Genomic DNA, 20,213 nt, shown 5'->3' with positions numbered 1-20,213 from the left:
CATCGTGCCGGTGGCCATGGAAGAGAAGCTGCGCTTCGCCATCCGTGAAGGCGGCCGCACCGTCGGCGCAGGCGTCGTCGCCGCCATCAACGAGTAGTCGGTCCGCCATCACCGTCGCGACGCCGCGGGACCCCGGTCCCGCGGCGTTTGCTCTCCGAGCCGAACAATCCTGACGGCACCGACAATCTCGGAAAATCCCGTACGGTTCGCCATTGCGGCAAGGCCCGGGCCGGTCTATAGCAGCGCCGCGGCGATGAATGCGTCCCCGCATAGGAGTGTAGCTCAACTGGTCAGAGCGCCGGTCTCCAAAACCGGAGGTTGCGGGTTCGAGTCCCTCCACTCCTGCCAATTGGCCGCTGCTCCAGTTCAAGTCCACTCCCCGTTCCATTCCGATCAGATCGCCTGTCCGCAAGTCGGAACCCAGTGCAGTCGACAAGCACGGGGACTTGCGCTAGAGCGGTCGCCTTCCGAGATCGATGAAGGCTTTCGCGGCAGGCGTGGCTCCAGGCCTCCGCACCGCGCTTTCCCGATCCCCGGACCGTTCTCCTGTTTGTTGGCGCCATGGCATCGAACGAAGCATCGAAGAAAACGGACCTCGCGCGCACCCCGCCGCGTGGCTCCGTCACGCCGGGTCCTGCTCGGGCGACGCCCCCCGTGCGGCCCGCGCCCAAGCGCGTCGGCCCCGTGGAGTTCCTCGGCCAGGTGCGCGACGAGGGCCGCAAGGTCACGTGGCCGACCCGCAAAGAGACCGTGGTCACCACCGTGATGGTGTTCATCATGGTGGTCGCCGCGAGCCTGTTCTTCACCGTGGTCGATCAGGCCATGCGCTACCTCGTGACCCTGATCCTCGGGGTCGGGACCAACTAATCTATCGGTCCGGGCGCGCTTTCGCGACCGGCCGAGCGACGTCAGGATTTGGTGAGAACGTGTCGAAGCGCTGGTACATCGTCCACGCCTACTCGAATTTCGAGAACAAGGTCGCGCAGTCCATCAAGGATCAGGCGGCCCAGCGTGGCCTGATGGAGCTGTTCGACGAGGTCATGGTTCCGACCGAGAAGGTCGTGGAGGTCCGTCGCGGCCGAAAGGTCGATGCCGAGCGCAAGTTCTTCCCTGGTTACGTCCTGGTGAAGTGCGACCTCACCGACGAGGTCTACCACCTGATCAAGAACACCCCGAAGGTCACGGGCTTCCTCGGCGCCGACAAGTCGAAGCCCGTGCCGATTCCGGATTCGGAAGCCGAGCGCATCAAGGGCCAGGTCGCCGAGGGCGTCGATCGCCCGAAGCCCTCCATCTCCTTCGAGATCGGCGAGACGGTCCGCGTGTCCGACGGTCCGTTCGCGTCCTTCAACGGCACCGTGGAAGAGATCGACGAGAGCCGCTCGCGCCTCAAGGTCGCCGTATCGATCTTCGGCCGCGCCACCCCGGTGGAGCTCGAATACGCCCAGGTCGAGAAGCTCTGATCTTTTGGATTTCGCGGGTGAGTCACCACTGACTCATCCGCTTTTCTTCCGTTCGGCTCCGCGCCGGATGCGAAACCACCATCTCCAGGATGGTGTCACGCGCGGAAGGTCCGCCCGGTTCGCCGCCGGGGTCCACGGACCGTACCGCGACCTGCAACCGCCCGCTCCACCCGCGCTGAGGCCAGCCGGGTGCCGGGCATTCTTTGGGAGCAGTCCCTATGGCAAAGAAGATCACGGGCTACGTGAAGCTTCAGGTTCCGGCCGGCGCCGCGAACCCGTCGCCGCCCATCGGCCCCGCGCTCGGTCAGCGCGGCCTCAACATCATGGAATTCTGCAAGGCCTTCAACGCGAAGACCTCTCAGATCGAGAAGGGCACCCCGATTCCGGTCGTGATCACGGCCTATCAGGATCGCTCCTTCACCTTCGAGATGAAGCAGCCCCCGGTGACGTTCTTCCTCAAGAAGGCCGCCGGCCTGAAGATCGGCAAGAAGCCGGCTTCCGGTTCCAAGACCCCGGGCAAGCCGAACACCAACGTCGGCAAGGTCACCGAGGCACAGCTTCGCGAGATCGCCGAGCGCAAGATGCCCGACCTGAACTGCGATTCGGTGGATGCCGCCGTCGCGATGATCCGTGGCTCCGCGCGGGCCATGGGTCTCGACATCGTCGCTTAAGGGGAGGGCACCATGGCACACGAAGGCAAGCGCATCCGCGCCGCCCGCGAGGGCATCGACGCGCTCAAGCTCTACACCATCGACGAGGCGATCAAGCTCGTTAAGGAGAAGGCCAGCGCCAAGTTCGACGAGACCGTCGAGGTCTCCATGAACCTCGGCGTCGACCCGCGCCACGCCGACCAGATGGTCCGCGGCGTCTGCAACCTGCCCAACGGCTCCGGCCGGACCGTGCGGGTGGCGGTGTTCGCCCGCGGCGCCAAGGCCGACGAGGCCCGGGAAGCCGGTGCCGACATCGTCGGCGCCGAGGATCTCCTCGAGATCGTCCAGAGCGGCAAGATCGAGTTCGATCGCTGCATCGCCACCCCGGACCTGATGCCGCTCGTCGGTCGTCTCGGCAAGGTGCTGGGCCCGCGCGGCCTGATGCCGAACCCGAAGGTCGGCACCGTCACCATGGACGTGAAGTCCGCGGTCGCCGGCGCCAAGGGCGGTTCGGTCGAGTTCCGCGTCGAGAAGGCCGGGATCGTCCACGCCGGCATCGGCAAGGTCTCGTTCGACGCCGACAAGCTCGTCGAGAACATCAAGGCCTTCGCCGACGCGGTCTCCAAGGCGAAGCCCGCCGGCGCCAAGGGCCAGTACGTCCAGCGCGTCGCCGTGACCTCCTCCATGGGTCCGGGCGTCAAGGTCGAGCCCTCGACGGTCCTGCCGGCGTAACACCCGCTGGCCTGCCACATTTTGGAAACGCCCGGCCTCGCGGCCGGGCGTTTTCGTTTAAGGCCTCACGCCCGCCAGAACGGCTGGCAGGCCTCCCGCCGAACGGCTTCCGGGTTCAGCCCGACCTCGCGCATCTGCTCGGGATGCAAGTTCGCCAAAGTCCGGCGGTGACGCCAGCGCCCGAGCCAGACACGGCACAACGCACCAAGCCCGCGATCCACGCCGGTTGCCACGGCAGTCGGATATGGGGATCGGACGAGGGACGTGGACGACATGGCGATCTACTCCGATAGCACGGCCTCCGAAGGGGCTTGCCGCGCAACATTGATCCGAGCACAAATCGGATCAATCGAAACATTGATCTCGGAGCATTTTCGTTCGTGAGCGACTTCAGGGTCCTGGCCGACCGCCTTGCCGACGCGATCGCCGCGGGACGACTGGCACCGGGCGCGCGATTGCCTCCGCAACGCGCCTACGCCTACGCCAACGGCATCGCCGTCTCGACGGCGAGCCGGGTCTATGCCGAACTCGTCCATCGCGGTCTGGTCACAGGGGAGATCGGCCGGGGCACCTATGTGCGGTCGCGCGCCGCGACACCCATCCTCGCTTTCGCCGAACCGCCGCCGACCGCCATCGACCTCGAACGCAACTATTCGATCCTACCGGGTGAGGTGGAGACCCTTTCCGGTGCACTTGCGGGATTGCTCCGATCCGACCGCCTCGAAACCCTTGCCGGTCCCGTGGCGGCGACGGGTCATGCGGAGGGGCGGGCCATCGCCGCCCGCTTCTTCGCCCGACCGGGCTGGACGCCCACCCCCGACAGAATGCTGTTCACCGGCAACGGGCGCCAGGCCGTGGCAGCCGCCCTCGCGGCCCTCGCTCCGCCGGGCGACCGCATCGGGGTCGAGGCGATGACCTATCCGGTGGTGAAGGGAATCGCCGCGCGCCTCGGCATCGTCCTGGTGCCCATCGCCATGGACGGGGAGGGCCTGTGCCCCGAATCGGTCGCCCAGGCGCACCGGACCACACCCCTGCGCGGCCTCTATCTCCAACCCTCGCTTCACAATCCCCTCGGAATCACCATGGGCGGTGAGCGCAGGGCGGCCATCGCGGCCTGCCTCGAAGCCTTCGGCCTCCTGGCTGTCGAGGATGCGATCTACGGATTCCTGAGCGACGCCGCCCCCTTGGCCGCCCTGGCGCCCGACCGCGTCGTCTTCCTCGACAGCCTGTCGAAGCGGGTCGCGCCCGGCCTCACCCTCGGGTTGATAGCCACGCCGCCGGCCCTCACGGATCGGGTCGCCCACTGCGTACGTTCGGGCGGGTGGGGTGCCACCGGTCTGCCCTTCGGCATCGGACTCCATCTCATGGATTCGGGGGAGGCGGCCCGGATGGGACTGGCGAAGCGGCGCGATGCCCGTTCCCGGCAGGCGCTCGCGCGTGACATCCTCGGCGACCTCGACGTGCGGGGCGATCCGGGCGCCTACCACCTCTGGCTGGTTCTGCCCGAAGCGTGGCGGGCCGAAACCTTCGTCGCGGCGGCTGCCCGGCGCGGGATCGCGGTCACCCCCGCCAGCGCCTTCGCCGTCCATCCCGGCCACGCGCCCAACGCCGTGCGCCTCGCGCTGGCCTCACCGCCCCTCGACGCCCTCGCCACCGCCCTGCGGACCCTGCGCCAGCTGGCGGCAGGGGGGGACGACCGCCCCGTCGAGTGAGACCGGACGGCCCACCGTTCAAAGGACCGTGAGGCTCCGGGCGGCAAGCAACCGGCGGTGCGAGAAATCGCGTTCGAGGGGGACGCCATCGCGCGGGGCTGTGCTAAGTACGGCTTCATGCGATGCACCCTCTCCGTCTCCTCCAAGCGACGCATCCTGTGCGTCTTCCCCGCTTACACGCCGTCCTTCGGGACGTTCGCGCACGCCTATCCGTTGATGGGCGGCGTCAAGGCGTTCATGCCGCCGCAAGGTCTGCTGCTCATCGCGGCCTACATGCCGGAGACCTGGGAGTACCGGTTCGTCGACGAGAACATCAAACGGGCCGGGCCGGACGACTTCGCCTGGGCCGACGCGGTGTTCGTGTCGGGCATGCACATCCAGGCCCCGCAGATCCGCGATATCTACGCCCGGGCGCACGCGGCCGGTAAGGTCACGGCGCTGGGCGGCCCGTCGGTCTCGGGCTCGCCCGAGCAGTACCCCGAGTTCGACTACCTCCATATCGGCGAGATCGGCGACGCCACCGACGAACTCGTGGCGATCCTCGACCGCGACGTGTCGATCCCGGCCGCCCAGGTGCGCCTGGAGACGAAGGAGCGCCTGCCGCTCTCCGACTTCCCGGCCCCCGCCTACGAGGCCGCCCCGCTCAAGCGCTACCTCATCGGCTCCCTGCAATTCTCGTCGGGCTGCCCGTATCGCTGCGAATTCTGCGACATCCCGCAGCTCTACGGCCGCCAGCCGCGCCTGAAGAGCCCCGAGCAGATGCTCGGCGAACTCGACGCGATCATCTCCCAGCCCGGTCACCCGGCGGTGGTGTACTTCGTCGACGACAACTTCATCGGCAACCGCAAGGCGACGAAGGACATGCTGCCCCACCTCGTGGCGTGGCAGAAGAAGAATCACTACCCGCTTCAGTTCGCCTGCGAGGCGACCCTGAACATGGCGAAACAGCCCGACATCCTCGCGCTCATGCGCGAGGCCAACTTCATGACCGTCTTCGTCGGCATCGAGACGCCGGAAGAGGACGCGCTCGCCGGCATCGACAAGAAGCACAACGCCGCCGTGCCCATGTACGAGGCCATCGAGACCCTCAACAGCTTCGGACTGGAGGTGACGTCCGGCATCATCCTCGGCCTCGACACCGAGACCGACGGCTCCGAGCAGAAGCTCATCGACTTCGTCGACAAGTCGGCGGTGCCGGTGCTGACCATGAACCTGCTCCAGGCCCTGCCCAAGACCCCCCTGTGGGACCGCCTCACCCGCGAGGGCCGTCTGCTCCACGACGCGTCGCTCGAATCCAACGTCCTGTTCAAGCGGCCCCACGACGACGTGGTGGCGAGCTGGCGCCGGGCCATCGCCCATGCGTACGAGCCGGCCCACCTCTTCGAGCGCTTCAAGTATCAGGTCGAACGGACCTACCCGCACCGGATCAAGACTCCGCTGAAGGGCAAGCTCACCCGGACCAACCTGCGCCGCGGCTTGATCCTCGGCTTCAACATCGCCCTCAGGGTCGGCGTCCTGTCGGATTACCGGGGCGTGTTCTGGAAGGCGGCGGGCCACGCCCTGAAGCGCGGGCAGATCGAGGCGGTGTTCAACATGGGCTTCGTCGCCCACCACCTCATCCGGTTCACCCGCGAGGCCCTGCGCGGCGAGCACAACGCTTCGTTCTACGCGGCCAAAGCCGACCAGGCGAAGGAGCGACGCACGCCATGGTGGCAGGCCGCGCGCCGGTTCCTGCCGACGTGATGGAGTGACGGACCTGCCGCTGCGCTCGGCCGCGGCGGCAAGTGCCGTCAAGGAAAATCGGCGCCTGCGACCGAATAGTCCCGCACTGGCCCTTGGCAGGCTGCTTGCAAGGTTCTATAGACCGCGCTCAACGTTTTCATGAACGAGAAAGGAATCGACCCATCGGTCGGTTTCCAATCGAGAGATCCCTGGGCAACCAGGTGATATGGCCGGAAGGCTTTGAGGGGCGAAAGCCCTTTCAGGCTTTATCCGGCCATGTCCTGTCCGAGACTGCAGGCGCTGGGCGACCGGCTTAATCTTCCAGCCTGCACAGACGGGGAAGACCGAATTCAACATCCTCGCGCACCCTGGCGATTCGTCGGGGTCGAGAGGCATCGGTTTGAACCATCTCACCCGTGTCGTCCACCCATTCGGGGGGCAGCAGGGGACAGGGCCGTGAAGCGTCGTCCAGGACGTTCCGGCTTTCATGAGCCGAATTCCGTCCCGGGCGGCATGTGCAACCGGCGGACCCATCCTCGGGTTCCGCCAACCGGAGAGAGCCCCAGTGGACAGGACAGCCAAAGCTGATCTCGTCTCGACGCTCAACGGCGTGTTCGCGAACACGTCCGTCGTCGTCGTGGCCCACTACAAGGGCCTCACGGTCGCCGACATGCAGAAGCTGCGCTCGCAGATGAAGCTGGCCGGTGCCACCGTGAAGGTCACCAAGAACCGCCTCGCCAACATCGCTCTCGATGGCACGGACGTCGCCTCCATCAAGCCCCTCCTGAAGGGTCCGACCCTGCTCGCCTATTCGAGCGACCCGGTCGCGGCCGCCAAGGTTGCGGTGGAGTTCGCCAAGGTCAACGACAAGCTCGTGATCCTCGGCGGCGCCATGGGCACGACAGCCCTGAACCCGGACGGCGTGAAGGCCTTGGCCTCGCTCCCGTCCCTCGACGAACTGCGCGCCAAGATCGTGGGCCTCATCCAGGCTCCCGCGACCAAGATCGCCCAGGTCGTCAACGCACCGGCGGCCAAGCTCGCCCGCGTGTTCGGGGCCTATGCCACGAAGGACGAGGCTCAGGACGAAGCGGCCTGAAGGTCGCATCGTTCTTCTCAACCCATCCGTTCAAACCGATCTCTGAAGGAACACCATCATGGCTGATCTCGCCAAGCTCGTCGACGACCTGTCCTCGCTGACCGTTCTCGAGGCCGCCGACCTCGCCAAGCTGCTCGAAGAGAAGTGGGGCGTCTCGGCCGCCGCTGCCGTCGCCGTCGCCGGCCCCGCCGCCGGTCCGGCCGCCGCCGTCGAGGAGCAGACCGAGTTCACGGTCATGCTCACCGCCGCCGGCGACAAGAAGATCGAGGTCATCAAGGAGGTCCGCGCGATCACCGGCCTCGGCCTCAAGGAAGCCAAGGACCTCGTCGAAGGCGCTCCGAAGGCCGTCAAGGAGTCCGTCAACAAGGAAGAGGCCGAGAAGCTCAAGGCCCAGCTCGAGAAGGCTGGCGCCAAGATCGAGCTCAAGTAAGACTCTTCGGTGGGCCGCCTCAGGCCCATCACTTCCCCGTCGGGCTCCCCGGAGCTTGACGGGCCCAAAGGCCCGCGGGTTCGCGCCCGTGGGCTAAGGTCGCTTCCGGCGACACGACCGGCCCGGCGACGGGCCACCAGATTTTCAGTTCGGGAGGGCGGCGTCCGGCGGGGCGCGTCCATCGCCTGGTCGCGGGAGGCACGAGCCTTCCCCGGGCATCCGGTACGCGGGACGTAGGAGCGAGGTCACCCATGGCCAACACGCTGGTCGGTCGCAAGCGCATTCGCAAATTCTTCGGCAAGATCAAGGAAGTCGCCGAGATGCCGAACCTCATCGAGGTTCAGAAGGCATCCTACGACCAGTTCCTGATGATGGACGAGCCGGAAGGCGGGCGGGGCGACGAAGGCCTGCAGACCGTGTTCAAGTCGGTGTTCCCGATCTCGGACTTCTCAGCCACGGCCCTCCTCGAGTTCGTGAAGTACACGTTCGAGCAGCCGAAATACGACGTCGACGAGTGCCGTCAGCGCGGCATCACCTATGCGGCCCCGCTCAAGGTGACCCTGCGCCTCATCGTGTTCGACGTCGATCCCGACACCGGTGCGAAGTCGGTCAAGGACATCAAGGAGCAGGACGTCTACATGGGCGACATGCCCTTGATGACGGAGAACGGCACCTTCATCGTCAACGGCACCGAGCGCGTCATCGTCTCCCAGATGCACCGTTCGCCCGGCGTGTTCTTCGACCACGACAAGGGCAAAACCCACTCGTCGGGCAAGCTCCTGTTCGCCGCCCGCATCATCCCGTATCGCGGCTCCTGGCTCGACGTCGAGTTCGACGCCAAGGACATCGTCCACGTCCGCATCGACCGCAAGCGCAAGCTGCCGGTGACCTCCCTGCTGTTCGCCCTCGGGCTCGACGGCGAGGAGATCCTGTCGACGTTCTACAATCGCGTGCTGTACGACCGCGACGGCGCCGAGTGGCGCGTGCCGTACGATGCCGAGCGCCTGAAGGGCTTCAAGGCCTCCGTCGACCTCGTCGATGCCGAGTCCGGTGAAGTCGTGCTCGAAGCCGGCAAGAAGCTCAACGCCCGCAACGCGCGCCAGATCGCCGAGCGCGGCGTGAACTTCCTCAAGGCCACGGACGAAGACCTCATCGGCCAGTACATCGCCGAGGATCTGGTGAACGACCAGACGGGCGAGATCTGGGCCGAGGCCGGCGACGAAATCTCCGACAAGCTCCTCAAGAGCCTCGAAGAGGTCGGCATCACCGAGCTGCCCGTGCTCGACATCGACCACATCAACGTCGGTCCCTACATCCGCAACACCCTCGCGGTGGACAAGAACTCCGCCCGCGAAGGCGCGCTGTTCGACATCTACCGGGTCATGCGTCCCGGCGAGCCGCCGACGCTCGACACGGCGGAAGCGATGTTCCACTCCCTGTTCTTCGACTCCGAGCGCTACGACCTCTCGGCGGTCGGCCGCGTGAAGATGAACATGCGCCTCGACCTCGACGCCGAGGACACCGTGCGGACCCTGCGCCGTGAGGACATGCTCGCGGTCGTCAAGGCTCTGGTGGATCTGCGCGACGGCAAGGGCGAAATCGACGACATCGATCACCTCGGCAACCGCCGTGTGCGGTCCGTCGGCGAGCTCATGGAGAACCAGTACCGCCTCGGTCTGCTCCGCATGGAGCGCGCCATCAAGGAGCGGATGTCGTCGGTCGACATCGACACGGTGATGCCGCAGGATCTCATCAACGCGAAGCCCGCGGCCGCGGCCGTGCGCGAGTTCTTCGGCTCGTCGCAGCTGTCACAGTTCATGGATCAGACCAATCCGCTCTCGGAAGTGACGCACAAGCGTCGCCTCTCGGCGCTCGGACCCGGCGGTCTGACCCGCGAGCGCGCCGGCTTCGAAGTGCGCGACGTGCACCCGACGCATTACGGCCGCATCTGCCCGATCGAGACCCCGGAAGGCCCGAACATCGGCCTGATCAACTCGCTGGCGACCTTCGCCCGGGTGAACAAGTACGGCTTCATCGAGACCCCCTTCCGCAAGGTGAAGGACGGCGTCGTCACCACGGACGTCGCCTACCTGTCGGCGATGGAAGAGGCGAAGTACTACGTCGCCCAGGCCAACGCCCAGATGGACGAGGCCTTCAAGCTGACGGAAGACCTCGTGGTCTGCCGTCGTGCCGGCGACGTCATCGTCGTGCCGCCGGACCGCGTCGATCTCATGGACGTGTCGCCGAAGCAGCTCGTTTCGGTCGCCGCCGCGCTGATCCCGTTCCTCGAGAACGACGACGCGAACCGCGCCCTCATGGGCTCGAACATGCAGCGCCAGGCGGTGCCGCTGGTTCGTGCCGACGCGCCCTTCGTGGGCACGGGCATGGAGGCCGTGGTCGCCCGCGATTCCGGTGCCGCCATCGCGGCGCGCCGCTCGGGTATCGTCGATCAGGTGGACGCCACCCGTATCGTCATCCGCGCGACGGAAGAGGCGGACGCCACCAAGCCGGGCGTCGACATCTACCGCCTGCAGAAGTTCCAGCGCTCCAACCAGTCGACCTGCATCACGCAGAAGCCGTTGGTGCGCGTCGGCGAGTCCGTGAAGAAGGGCGAGATCATCGCCGACGGTCCGTCGACGGAGTTCGGCGAACTGGCGCTCGGCCGGAACGTGCTCGTCGCGTTCATGCCCTGGAACGGCTACAACTTCGAGGACTCGATCCTGCTCTCCGAGCGGATCGTGAAGGATGACGTGTTCACCTCGATCCATATCGAGGAGTTCGAGGTGATGGCCCGAGACACCAAGCTCGGTCCGGAAGAGATCACCCGCGACATCCCCAACGTCTCCGAAGAAGCGCTGAAGAACCTCGACGAGGCCGGCATCGTCTACATCGGTGCCGAGGTCCACGCCGGCGACATCCTGTGCGGCAAGATCACCCCGAAGGGCGAAAGCCCGATGACGCCGGAGGAGAAGCTTCTCCGCGCGATCTTCGGCGAGAAGGCGTCCGACGTGCGCGACACCTCGCTTCGGGTCCCCCCGGGCGTGACCGGCACCATCGTCGAGGTCCGGGTGTTCAACCGCCACGGCGTCGACAAGGACGAGCGCGCCCAGGCCATCGAGCGCGAGGAAATCGAGCGCCTCGCCAAGGATCGCGACGACGAGCAGGCGATCCTCGACCGCAACACCTACGCGCGTCTGGCCACCGTCCTCATCGGTCAGGCCCCCATCGCCGGTCCGAAGGGCTTCAAGAAGGAGACCACGCTCAACCGTGAGCTCCTCTCCGAGTACCCGCGTTCGCAATGGTGGCAGTTCGCCGTCATCGACGACCGTCTCATGACCGAGATGGAAGCGATGCAGAAGCAGTACGACGAGTCGAAGAAGCGCCTGGAGCAGCGCTTCCTCGACAAGGTCGAGAAGCTGCAGCGCGGCGACGAGCTGCCCCCCGGCGTGATGAAGATGGTCAAGGTCTTCGTCGCGGTGAAGCGCAAGATCCAGCCGGGCGACAAGATGGCCGGCCGTCACGGCAACAAGGGCGTCGTGTCGCGCATCGTCCCCATCGAGGACATGCCGTTCCTCGAGGACGGGACGCATGCCGACATCGTGCTCAACCCGCTGGGCGTGCCCTCGCGCATGAACGTCGGTCAGATCCTGGAGACCCACCTGGGCTGGGCCGCGGCCGGTCTCGGCCGCAAGGTCGGGCTCGCGGTGGACGCGTATCTTCGCAGCAACGACATCGCGCCCCTCAAGGCGGAGATGGAGGCGATCTACTCGCCGTCGGAGCTCGAAGGCCTGTCGGACGAGGACATGGCGGAAGCGGCCAACAACGTGCGCCGCGGCGTGCCGATGGCGACTCCGGTGTTCAACGGCGCCAAGGAAGCCGACATCGAGCAGATGCTGGAAATGGCCGGTCTCGACCGGTCGGCCCAGTCGACGCTCTACGACGGCCGCACGGGTGAGCCCTTCGACCGCAAGGTCACCATGGGCTACATCTACATGCTGAAGCTGCACCACCTCGTGGACGACAAGATCCACGCCCGGTCGATCGGGCCGTACTCCCTCGTCACCCAGCAGCCGCTGGGCGGCAAGGCACAGTTCGGCGGTCAGCGCTTCGGCGAGATGGAGGTCTGGGCGCTCGAGGCCTACGGCGCCGCCTACACCCTGCAGGAGATGCTCACGGTGAAGTCGGACGACGTCGCCGGCCGCACCAAGGTGTACGAGGCCATCGTGCGCGGCGACGACACCTTCGAGGCCGGCATCCCCGAGTCCTTCAACGTGCTCGTCAAGGAGATGCGCTCGCTCGGCCTCAACGTCGAGCTCACCTCCTCGAAGAAGACCGCCAACGACCAGATCGAGCCGCCCGCCGAGGCGGCCGAGTAACCACCGCACCACGCTCCCGCGCCGGCTCACTCGCCGGCGCGGTCCGAGCGGGGAGGGGAAGCGCCTCCCGGATGATGACGGCCAGCGGCGACTGAGACAGTCGCGGCGCCGACCAGTTTACAGCACGCGGTAGCCCCTCGGCGGAGGGTGCGCCCCGTCAGCAGGAGTCGATCCATGAACCAAGAGGTCATGAATCTTTTCAACCAGCAGGCTCAGCCCCAGAGCTTCGACCAGATCAAGATCTCGATCTCGTCGCCGGAGAAGATCCTCTCGTGGTCTTTCGGCGAGATCAAGAAGCCCGAGACGATCAACTACCGCACGTTCAAGCCCGAGCGCGACGGCCTGTTCTGCGCCCGGATCTTCGGGCCGATCAAGGACTACGAGTGCCTGTGCGGCAAGTACAAGCGCATGAAGTACAAGGGCGTCATCTGTGAGAAGTGCGGCGTCGAGGTCACCCTCGCGCGCGTCCGGCGCGACCGCATGGGCCACATCGAGCTCGCCGCCCCCGTTGCCCACATCTGGTTCCTGAAGTCGCTGCCGTCCCGCATCGGCCTCCTGCTCGACATGGCCCTCAAGGACCTCGAGCGGATCCTGTACTTCGAGTCCTACGTCACCATCGAGCCGGGCCTCACCCCCCTCAAGGAGCGTCAGCTCCTCTCCGAGGAGGAGTACCTGCGCGCGCAGGAAGAGTACGGCGAGGACTCGTTCACCGCCATGATCGGCGCCGAGGCCATCCGGCGCATCCTGCAGGAACTCGACCTCGACGGGATCGCGGATTCGCTGCGCGAGGAGATTGCCACCACGACTTCCGAGCTGAAGCCGAAGAAGCTCCTCAAGCGCCTGAAGATCATCGAGGCCTTCCAGATGTCGGGCAACAAGCCCGAGTGGATGATCCTCACCGTGGTGCCGGTGATCCCGCCGGACCTGCGCCCCCTCGTCCCCCTGGACGGCGGCCGCTTCGCCACGTCCGATCTCAACGACCTCTACCGCCGCGTCATCAACCGCAACAACCGCCTGAAGCGGCTGATCGAGCTGCGCGCACCGGACATCATCATCCGCAACGAGAAGCGCATGCTTCAGGAAGCGGTCGACGCCCTATTCGACAACGGCCGCCGCGGCCGCGTCATCACGGGCGCCAACAAGCGTCCGCTGAAGTCCCTCGCCGACATGCTCAAGGGCAAGCAGGGCCGCTTCCGTCAGAACCTGCTCGGCAAGCGCGTCGACTATTCCGGCCGTTCGGTCATCGTCGTCGGCCCGGAGCTGAAGCTGCACCAGTGCGGCCTGCCGAAGAAGATGGCGCTGGAGCTGTTCAAGCCGTTCATCTACGCGCGCCTCGACGCCAAGGGCTTCTCGGCAACCGTGAAGCAGGCGAAGAAGCTCGTGGAGAAGGAGAAGCCCGAGGTTTGGGACATCCTCGACGAGGTGATCCGCGAACACCCGGTGATGCTCAACCGCGCGCCGACGCTCCACCGCCTCGGCATCCAGGCGTTCGAGCCCAAGCTCATCGAGGGCAAGGCGATCCAGCTCCACCCGCTGGTCTGCGCCGCGTTCAACGCCGACTTCGACGGCGACCAGATGGCCGTGCACGTTCCCCTGAGCCTCGAGGCTCAGCTGGAGGCGCGCGTTCTGATGATGTCGACGAACAACATCCTGCACCCCGCCAACGGCCTGCCGATCATCGTGCCGTCGCAGGATATCGTGCTCGGCCTGTACTACCTCTCCATCGTGGCCGAGGGCGCCATCGGCGCGTTCGACCCGACGAGCAAGACCAACCCGATGCAGGGCGTCTTCGGCAATGTGGGCGAGCTCGAGCACGCGCTGGCGGCCAAGACCGTCAAGCTGCACTCGAAGATCCGCTGGCGGTGGAACGGCATCGGCCCCGATGGCGAGCCGCTGACGAAGACCTACGACACCACGCCGGGCCGGGTGATCCTGTCCGGCGCCCTGCCGCTGCACAAGAACGTCCCCTTCGACGTCGTCAACAAGCTGATGACCAAGAAGGAGATCTCGTCGATGATCGACACCGTCTACCGCCACTGCGGTCAGAAGGAGTCGGTGATCTTCTGCGATCGCATCATGGCGCTCGGCTTCAACCACGCGTTCAAGGCCGGCATCTCGTTCGGCAAGGACGACATGGTGGTGCCCGACAACAAGTGGCCCATCGTCGACGACACGCGTGCCCTCGTGAAGGACTACGAGCAGCAGTACAACGACGGCCTGATCACCCAGGGCGAGAAGTACAACAAGGTGGTGGATGCCTGGGCCAAGTGCTCGGACAAGCTCGCCGCCGAGATGATGCTGCGCATCTCCACGGTGCAGAAGGACGAGAACGGCGCCGACAAGCAGATCAACTCGATCTACATGATGAGCCATTCCGGTGCCCGTGGTTCGCCGGCGCAGATGAAGCAGCTCGCCGCCATGCGCGGCCTCATGGCCAAGCCCTCGGGCGAGATCATCGAGACGCCGATCATCTCGAACTTCAAGGAAGGCCTCGACGTGCTCGAGTACTTCAACTCGACCCACGGCGCCCGTAAGGGCCTCGCGGACACCGCGTTGAAGACGGCCAACTCCGGCTACCTGACCCGTCGTCTCGTCGACGTGGCCCAGGACGCGGTCATCCGCGAGGTCGATTGCGGTTCGACCTCCGGCATCCGCATGCGCGCCATCGTCGACGCGGGCCAGGTCGTGGCCCCGCTCTCGATCCGCATCCTCGGCCGCGCCACGGCGGAGGATCTCGTCGCCCAGGACGGCACGGTCATCGTCAAGACCAACGAGACCATTGAGGAGAAGCACCTGCCGGCCATCCAGGCGGCGGGCATCCAGGAGGTGAAGATCCGCTCGGTGCTGGTGTGCCAGACCCGCAGCGGCGTCTGCGCCACCTGCTACGGCCGAGATCTGGCCCGCGGCACGCCCGTCAACATGGGCGAGGCCGTCGGCGTCATCGCGGCGCAGTCCATCGGCGAGCCGGGCACCCAGCTCACCATGCGCACCTTCCACATCGGCGGTGCGGCGCAGATCGCCGACTCGTCGTTCATTGAGTCGAGCTTCGAGGGCACCATCAAGATCCGCAACCGGGCGCTCGCCCGGAACACGGACGGCGACCTCATCGCCACGGGCCGCAACGTCGCCGTCGTCATCGTCGGCTCCGACGGTTCCGAGCGCGCGGTGCACCGCCTGCAATACGGCGCCAAGCTGCGGGTGGACGAGGGCGACACGGTCAAGCGCGGCCAGCGCATCGCCGAATGGGACCCCTACACCCGTCCGATCATCACCGAGACGGACGGCATCGTCGCCTACGAAGACCTCATCGACGGTCAGTCCATCACGGAGACCACCGACGAGTCGACGGGTATCGCCAAGCGCGTGGTCATCGACTGGCGCGGGACCGCCCGCACCGCCGACCTCAAGCCGGCGATGCTGGTGCTCGATGCCGACGGCAAGCCGATGAAGCTGCCGCGCGGCTCCGACGCCCGCTACTTCCTGCCCGTCGACGCCATCATCGGCTACGATCCGGGCGGGCGCGTGAAGGCCGGCGACATCCTCGCCCGCGTCTCCACCGACTCGGCCAAGACCCGCGACATCACCGGCGGTCTGCCGCGGGTGGCGGAGCTGTTCGAGGCCCGTCGGCCCAAGGACGCGGCGATCATCGCCGAGAAGTCCGGCACGATCCAGTTCGGGCGCGACTACAAGAACAAGCGCCGCCTGACGCTGACCCCGCACGACGGCTCGGACGCCGTCGAGTACCTCATCCCCAAGGGCAAGCACATCCACCTGCAGGACGGGGATGTTGTGGAACTCGGCGACTACATCGTCGACGGCAATCCGGCGCCGCACGACATCCTGGCGATCAAGGGCGTGGAGGAGCTCGCCGCTTACCTCGTCAACGAGATCCAGGAGGTCTACCGGCTCCAGGGCGTGGCCATCAACGACAAGCACATCGAGGTCATCGTCCGGCAGATGCTGCAGAAGGTCGAGATCACCGACGGCGGCGATTCGGACATCCTCACGGGTGACCAGATCGACCGGACGGAGCTGGCCGACGCCAACGAGAAGCTGCTCGCCGAGGGCAAGCGTCCCATCGTTGGCGTGCCGGTCCTGCTCGGCATCACCAAGGCCTCCCTGCAGACGAAGTCGTTCATCTCGGCGGCCTCGTTCCAGGAGACCACCCGCGTCCTCACGGAGGCGGCCGTCAACGGCAAGATCGACTACCTCGAAGGCCTCAAGGAGAACGTCATCGTCGGCTCGCTCATCCCGGCCGGCACGGGCTCCATGGCCGCCGACATCCGCGCCGTGGCGCGGCGTCGCGACGCCATGATCCTCCAGCAGAAGGCCGCCGAGAGCGGCGCACAGCCCCTCACGGGCCTGCCGCCCGCCGCCGAGTAGGCGAGAGCGACCGGCACCGAACAAACCAGGGGTCGCCTACGGGCGGCCCCTTTTTCATGCGCGGACCATCGGAGACAGGTTTCGGGCCGCGACGCGCGTTTCATTCACGGTTCGCTAGGGGAAATGGGTTGACGGCCGGCGAAACCACCTCTATCAGGCCCTCATTGAACGGCTGGCCGTAAGCAGCAATTGATCCACGAGCGTCTCGCTCGGATCCAAGCTTCTTAAACGCATCCGACTTCAACAGACGAACACGTGTCAGCCCGGCATGATCGCTTGCTTGATCGCAGGTGATCCTCTGCTTGCAACGGCGCGCCAAAGGCTGACATCAGCCTGGGGCGCGGTTTTGCGTTTCATCGCACAGATCGTGCGGCGACGGGGCGGGCCAAACGAGATTTGGATTTCGACGGTCGCCGACGCAGGCGACGCGTTTCGAGAGGATTGGCATGCCGACGATCAACCAGCTGATCGCTCAGCCGCGCAAGGCGCAGAAGAGCCGCAACAAGGTGCCGGCGCTCGACGCCTGCCCGCAGAAGCGTGGCGTCTGCACCCGCGTCTACACGACGACCCCCAAGAAGCCGAACTCCGCGCTCCGTAAGGTCGCCAAGGTTCGTCTGACCAATGGCTTCGAAGTCATCGGTTATATCCCGGGCGAGGGTCACAACCTTCAGGAGCACTCCGTGGTGATGATCCGCGGCGGCCGTGTGAAGGACCTTCCCGGCGTTCGCTACCACATCCTGCGCGGCGTGCTCGACACGCAGGGCGTCAAGGGTCGTAAGCAGCGCCGGTCCAAGTACGGCGCCAAGCGTCCGAAGTAAGTTATTCGCGCACCCCGCAAGGATGTCGCCGGCTCCAATGGGGCTCGAGGTGGCCTGCGCGGGGTGGTTTCAAGACCCTGTATTTAGACGGAGCGAGCGATGTCCCGCCGCCATTCTGCCGAGAAGCGCGAAATCATTCCGGACGCCAAGTACGGCGATATCGTTCTGACCAAGTTCATGAATTCGATCATGTACGAGGGCAAGAAGTCCATCGCCGAGGGTATCGTGTACGGCGCGTTCGACATCGTCGAGAACCGCGCTCGCGCCAACCCCATCGAGGTGTTCCGCGCCGCCCTCGAGAACGTGGCCCCGGCCATCGAGGTCCGCTCCCGCCGCGTCGGCGGCGCGACCTACCAGGTCCCCGTCGAGGTTCGCACCGAGCGCCGCCAAGCCCTGGCCATTCGTTGGCTGATCCAGGCCGCACGCGGCCGCAACGACCGCACCATGGTCGAGCGCCTGTCGGCCGAGCTCCTCGACGCCGCCAACAACCGCGGCAACGCCGTGAAGAAGCGGGAAGACACGCACCGGATGGCAGAAGCCAACCGCGCCTTCTCGCACTACCGCTGGTAAGCGGACCCGGACCCTTTCAGGAGCAATCCGATGCCCCGCACGCACGCGATCGAGGACTACCGCAACTTCGGCATCATGGCCCACATCGATGCCGGCAAGACCACGACCACCGAGCGGATTCTTTACTACACCGGCAAGTCCCATAAGATCGGCGAAGTCCATGACGGCGCCGCGACCATGGATTGGATGACGCAGGAGCAGGAGCGTGGCATCACGATCACCTCCGCGGCGACCACCTGCTTCTGGCGCGACAAGCGCCTGAACATCATCGACACCCCCGGCCACGTGGATTTCACCATCGAGGTGGAGCGTTCGCTTCGCGTCCTCGACGGCGCCGTGTGCGTGCTCGACGGCAACCAGGGCGTCGAGCCACAGACGGAGACCGTCTGGCGCCAGGCTGACAAGTACGACGTGCCTCGCGTCGTGTTCGTCAACAAGATGGACAAGATCGGCGCAGACTTCTTCAAGTGCGTCGCCGACATCATCGACCGCGTCGCCGGCAAGCCGGTGTGCCTGCAGCTGCCGATCGGCGCCGAGACTTCCTTCAAGGGCGTCATCGACCTGATCAAGATGAAGGCCATCGTCTGGACCTCGGAGAAGCTCGGCGCCGAATTCGCCGAAACCGAGATCCCCGACGATCTCGCCGAGCAGGCCGCGGAGTACCGCATCAAGCTCGTCGAGGCCTGCGTCGAGATGGACGACGACGCGATGTCGGCCTACCTCGACGGCGTCGAGCCCGACGCCGAGACGATGCATCGCCTGGTGCGCACCGCCGTGCAGCGTCGCGCCTTCCATCCGGTGCTGTGCGGATCGGCCTTCAAGAACAAGGGCGTCCAGCCCCTGCTCGACGCCGTGGTCGATTACCTGCCGTCCCCCGCCGATCGCGGCGAGATCAAGGGCCTCGACTTCAAGACCGAGGAAGAGATCGTCCGTCATCCGTCGGACAGCGATCCCTTCTCCATGCTCGCCTTCAAGATCATGGACGATCCGCACGTCGGCACGATCACGTTCTGTCGTGTCTACTCGGGCAAGATCGAGTCGGGCGCCAACGTCATCAACTCGTCGCGCGACAAGAAAGAGCGCGTCGGCCGCATGCTCCTCATGCACGCCAACAACCGCGAGGACGTCAAGGAGGCCTTCACGGGCGACATCGTCGCCTTGGCCGGTCTCAAGGACACCCGTACGGGCGACACCCTCTGCGATCCGCAGAAGGCCGTGATCCTTGAGAAGATGGAGTTCCCCGAGCCCGTCATCGAGATCGCAGTGGAGCCGAAGTCGAAGGCCGACCAGGAGAAGCTCGGCATCGCTCTCGCCAAGCTGGCAGCCGAGGATCCGTCGTTCCGGGTCTCCACGGACCAGGAGTCGGGCCAGACCATCCTTCGCGGGATGGGCGAGCTCCACCTCGACATCAAGGTCGACATCCTTCGCCGCACCTACATGGTCGATGCCAACATCGGTCAGCCGCAGGTGGCGTATCGTGAGAAGCTCACGAAGCGCACCGAGATCGACTACACCCACAAGAAGCAGACCGGCGGTACCGGTCAGTTCGCCCGCGTGAAGTTCATCGTGGAGCCCAACGAGCCCGGCAAGGGCTTCGAGTTCTCCTCGAAGATCATCGGCGGCACGGTGCCGAAGGAGTACATCCCGGGCGTCGAAAAGGGCCTCAACTCGGTGCTCGGTGCCGGTATCCTGGCAGGCTTCCCCGTCGTGGACATCAAGGTCGAGCTCATCGACGGCGCCTACCACGACGTTGACTCCTCGGCGCTCGCCTTCGAGATCGCGTCGCGTGCAGCCCTCCGTGAGGCCCTCCAGAAGGGTGGATCGGTGTTGCTCGAGCCGGTGATGAAGGTCGAGGTGGTCTCGCCGGAAGAATACACCGGTTCGGTGATCGGCGATCTCAACTCGCGCCGTGGCCAGATCCAGGGCCAGGACATGCGCGGCAACGCGAACGTCATCAACGCGATGGTGCCGCTGGCCAACATGTTCGGCTACGTGAACCAGCTGCGCTCCTTCTCTCAGGGGCGCGCCAACTTCACGATGCAGTTCGACCATTACGAAGAGGTGCCGCGCGGCGAGGCCGAGAAGGTCGTCGCGAAGTACGCTTAAGGCTTCCCGCCTTTTCCGGACCGCAGCAGCATCACCTGAAACACTGAGATTACGGAGGCTACGATGGCCAAAGAGAAATTCGCTCGTACGAAGCCGCACTGCAACATCGGCACGATCGGTCACGTGGACCACGGCAAGACGTCGCTGACGGCGGCGAT

Annotated in this window: 14 protein-coding genes, 1 tRNA gene and 1 pseudogene; all 16 read left to right on the top strand. The window is 65.9% G+C overall.

Annotated features, from left to right (window positions below):
- Nucleotides 1-97: pseudogene (locus tag ASF22_RS23215) on the top strand (elongation factor Tu); the annotation flags it as partial.
- 174 nt (nucleotides 98-271) lie between these two features.
- A tRNA-Trp gene (locus ASF22_RS14800) sits at nucleotides 272-348 on the top strand.
- A 213-nt stretch (nucleotides 349-561) separates the two neighbouring features.
- Nucleotides 562-867, top strand: coding sequence for a preprotein translocase subunit SecE (gene secE, locus ASF22_RS14795; protein ID WP_056171425.1), 306 nt, complete (start codon nucleotides 562-564; stop codon nucleotides 865-867).
- A 59-nt stretch (nucleotides 868-926) separates the two neighbouring features.
- Nucleotides 927-1,460 carry a transcription termination/antitermination protein NusG gene (gene nusG, locus ASF22_RS14790; protein WP_056092062.1) on the top strand — a complete coding sequence of 178 codons (534 nt, stop codon included), beginning with the start codon at nucleotides 927-929 and terminating at the stop codon, nucleotides 1,458-1,460.
- Between the two features lie 218 nt (nucleotides 1,461-1,678).
- On the top strand, nucleotides 1,679-2,131 hold the full coding sequence (rplK, locus tag ASF22_RS14785) for a 50S ribosomal protein L11 (protein WP_056265692.1): 453 nt from the start codon (nucleotides 1,679-1,681) through the stop codon (nucleotides 2,129-2,131).
- A gap of 12 nt (nucleotides 2,132-2,143) precedes the next feature.
- Entirely contained in the window at nucleotides 2,144-2,842 is a 699-nt protein-coding gene (rplA, locus tag ASF22_RS14780; protein ID WP_056171430.1) for a 50S ribosomal protein L1, read from the top strand.
- Nucleotides 2,843-3,222: 380 nt separating this feature from the next.
- Nucleotides 3,223-4,554: a PLP-dependent aminotransferase family protein gene (locus ASF22_RS14775; RefSeq protein WP_056265689.1), complete on the top strand. Its 1,332-nt coding sequence runs from the start codon at nucleotides 3,223-3,225 to the stop codon at nucleotides 4,552-4,554.
- A gap of 117 nt (nucleotides 4,555-4,671) precedes the next feature.
- Nucleotides 4,672-6,297, top strand: a complete 1,626-nt coding sequence (locus tag ASF22_RS14770; RefSeq protein WP_056171444.1) for a B12-binding domain-containing radical SAM protein — start codon at nucleotides 4,672-4,674, stop codon at nucleotides 6,295-6,297.
- Nucleotides 6,298-6,841: 544 nt separating this feature from the next.
- Nucleotides 6,842-7,372: a 50S ribosomal protein L10 gene (gene rplJ / locus ASF22_RS14765; RefSeq protein ID WP_056171434.1), complete on the top strand. Its 531-nt coding sequence runs from the start codon at nucleotides 6,842-6,844 to the stop codon at nucleotides 7,370-7,372.
- Between the two features lie 58 nt (nucleotides 7,373-7,430).
- Complete coding sequence (gene rplL, locus ASF22_RS14760; RefSeq protein WP_056171436.1) at nucleotides 7,431-7,802, top strand: 50S ribosomal protein L7/L12; 372 nt, start codon at nucleotides 7,431-7,433, stop codon at nucleotides 7,800-7,802.
- A 251-nt stretch (nucleotides 7,803-8,053) separates the two neighbouring features.
- On the top strand, nucleotides 8,054-12,178 hold the full coding sequence (rpoB, locus tag ASF22_RS14755; RefSeq protein ID WP_056171438.1) for a DNA-directed RNA polymerase subunit beta: 4,125 nt from the start codon (nucleotides 8,054-8,056) through the stop codon (nucleotides 12,176-12,178).
- A gap of 174 nt (nucleotides 12,179-12,352) precedes the next feature.
- Entirely contained in the window at nucleotides 12,353-16,561 is a 4,209-nt protein-coding gene (rpoC, locus tag ASF22_RS14750) for a DNA-directed RNA polymerase subunit beta' (protein ID WP_056265688.1), read from the top strand.
- 446 nt (nucleotides 16,562-17,007) lie between these two features.
- A complete protein-coding gene (gene rpsL, locus ASF22_RS14745) occupies nucleotides 17,008-17,379 on the top strand; it encodes a 30S ribosomal protein S12 (RefSeq protein WP_018044234.1) in 372 nt (123 codons plus the stop codon).
- 99 nt (nucleotides 17,380-17,478) lie between these two features.
- Nucleotides 17,479-17,949, top strand: coding sequence for a 30S ribosomal protein S7 (gene rpsG / locus ASF22_RS14740; RefSeq protein WP_018044233.1), 471 nt, complete (start codon nucleotides 17,479-17,481; stop codon nucleotides 17,947-17,949).
- Between the two features lie 30 nt (nucleotides 17,950-17,979).
- A complete protein-coding gene (gene fusA / locus ASF22_RS14735; RefSeq protein WP_056171442.1) occupies nucleotides 17,980-20,055 on the top strand; it encodes an elongation factor G in 2,076 nt (691 codons plus the stop codon).
- A 63-nt stretch (nucleotides 20,056-20,118) separates the two neighbouring features.
- Nucleotides 20,119-20,213 (top strand): GTP-binding protein (locus ASF22_RS23980; protein WP_139221393.1); only part of this gene is annotated, 95 nt, incomplete at its 3' end.

It is taken from the genome of Methylobacterium sp. Leaf87 (assembly GCF_001422775.1).
Taxonomy (GTDB): Bacteria; Pseudomonadota; Alphaproteobacteria; order Rhizobiales; family Beijerinckiaceae; genus Methylobacterium.
This window is presented reverse-complemented; position numbering and strand designations above follow the sequence as displayed.

Bases quoted from the DNA above. Each gene is read 5' to 3' on its own strand.
- rplL (WP_056171436.1), top strand. From the start codon at position 7,431: ATGGCTGATCTCGCCAAGCTCGTCGACGACCTGTCCTCGCTGACCGTT.
- rplA (WP_056171430.1), top strand. From the start codon at position 2,144: ATGGCACACGAAGGCAAGCGCATCCGCGCCGCCCGCGAGGGCATCGAC.
- rpsL (WP_018044234.1), top strand. From the start codon at position 17,008: ATGCCGACGATCAACCAGCTGATCGCTCAGCCGCGCAAGGCGCAGAAG.
- rpoB (WP_056171438.1), top strand. From the start codon at position 8,054: ATGGCCAACACGCTGGTCGGTCGCAAGCGCATTCGCAAATTCTTCGGC.
- secE (WP_056171425.1), top strand. From the start codon at position 562: ATGGCATCGAACGAAGCATCGAAGAAAACGGACCTCGCGCGCACCCCG.
- fusA (WP_056171442.1), top strand. From the start codon at position 17,980: ATGCCCCGCACGCACGCGATCGAGGACTACCGCAACTTCGGCATCATG.
- rplK (WP_056265692.1), top strand. From the start codon at position 1,679: ATGGCAAAGAAGATCACGGGCTACGTGAAGCTTCAGGTTCCGGCCGGC.
- rpoC (WP_056265688.1), top strand. From the start codon at position 12,353: ATGAACCAAGAGGTCATGAATCTTTTCAACCAGCAGGCTCAGCCCCAG.
- ASF22_RS14770 (WP_056171444.1), top strand. From the start codon at position 4,672: ATGCGATGCACCCTCTCCGTCTCCTCCAAGCGACGCATCCTGTGCGTC.
- rpsG (WP_018044233.1), top strand. From the start codon at position 17,479: ATGTCCCGCCGCCATTCTGCCGAGAAGCGCGAAATCATTCCGGACGCC.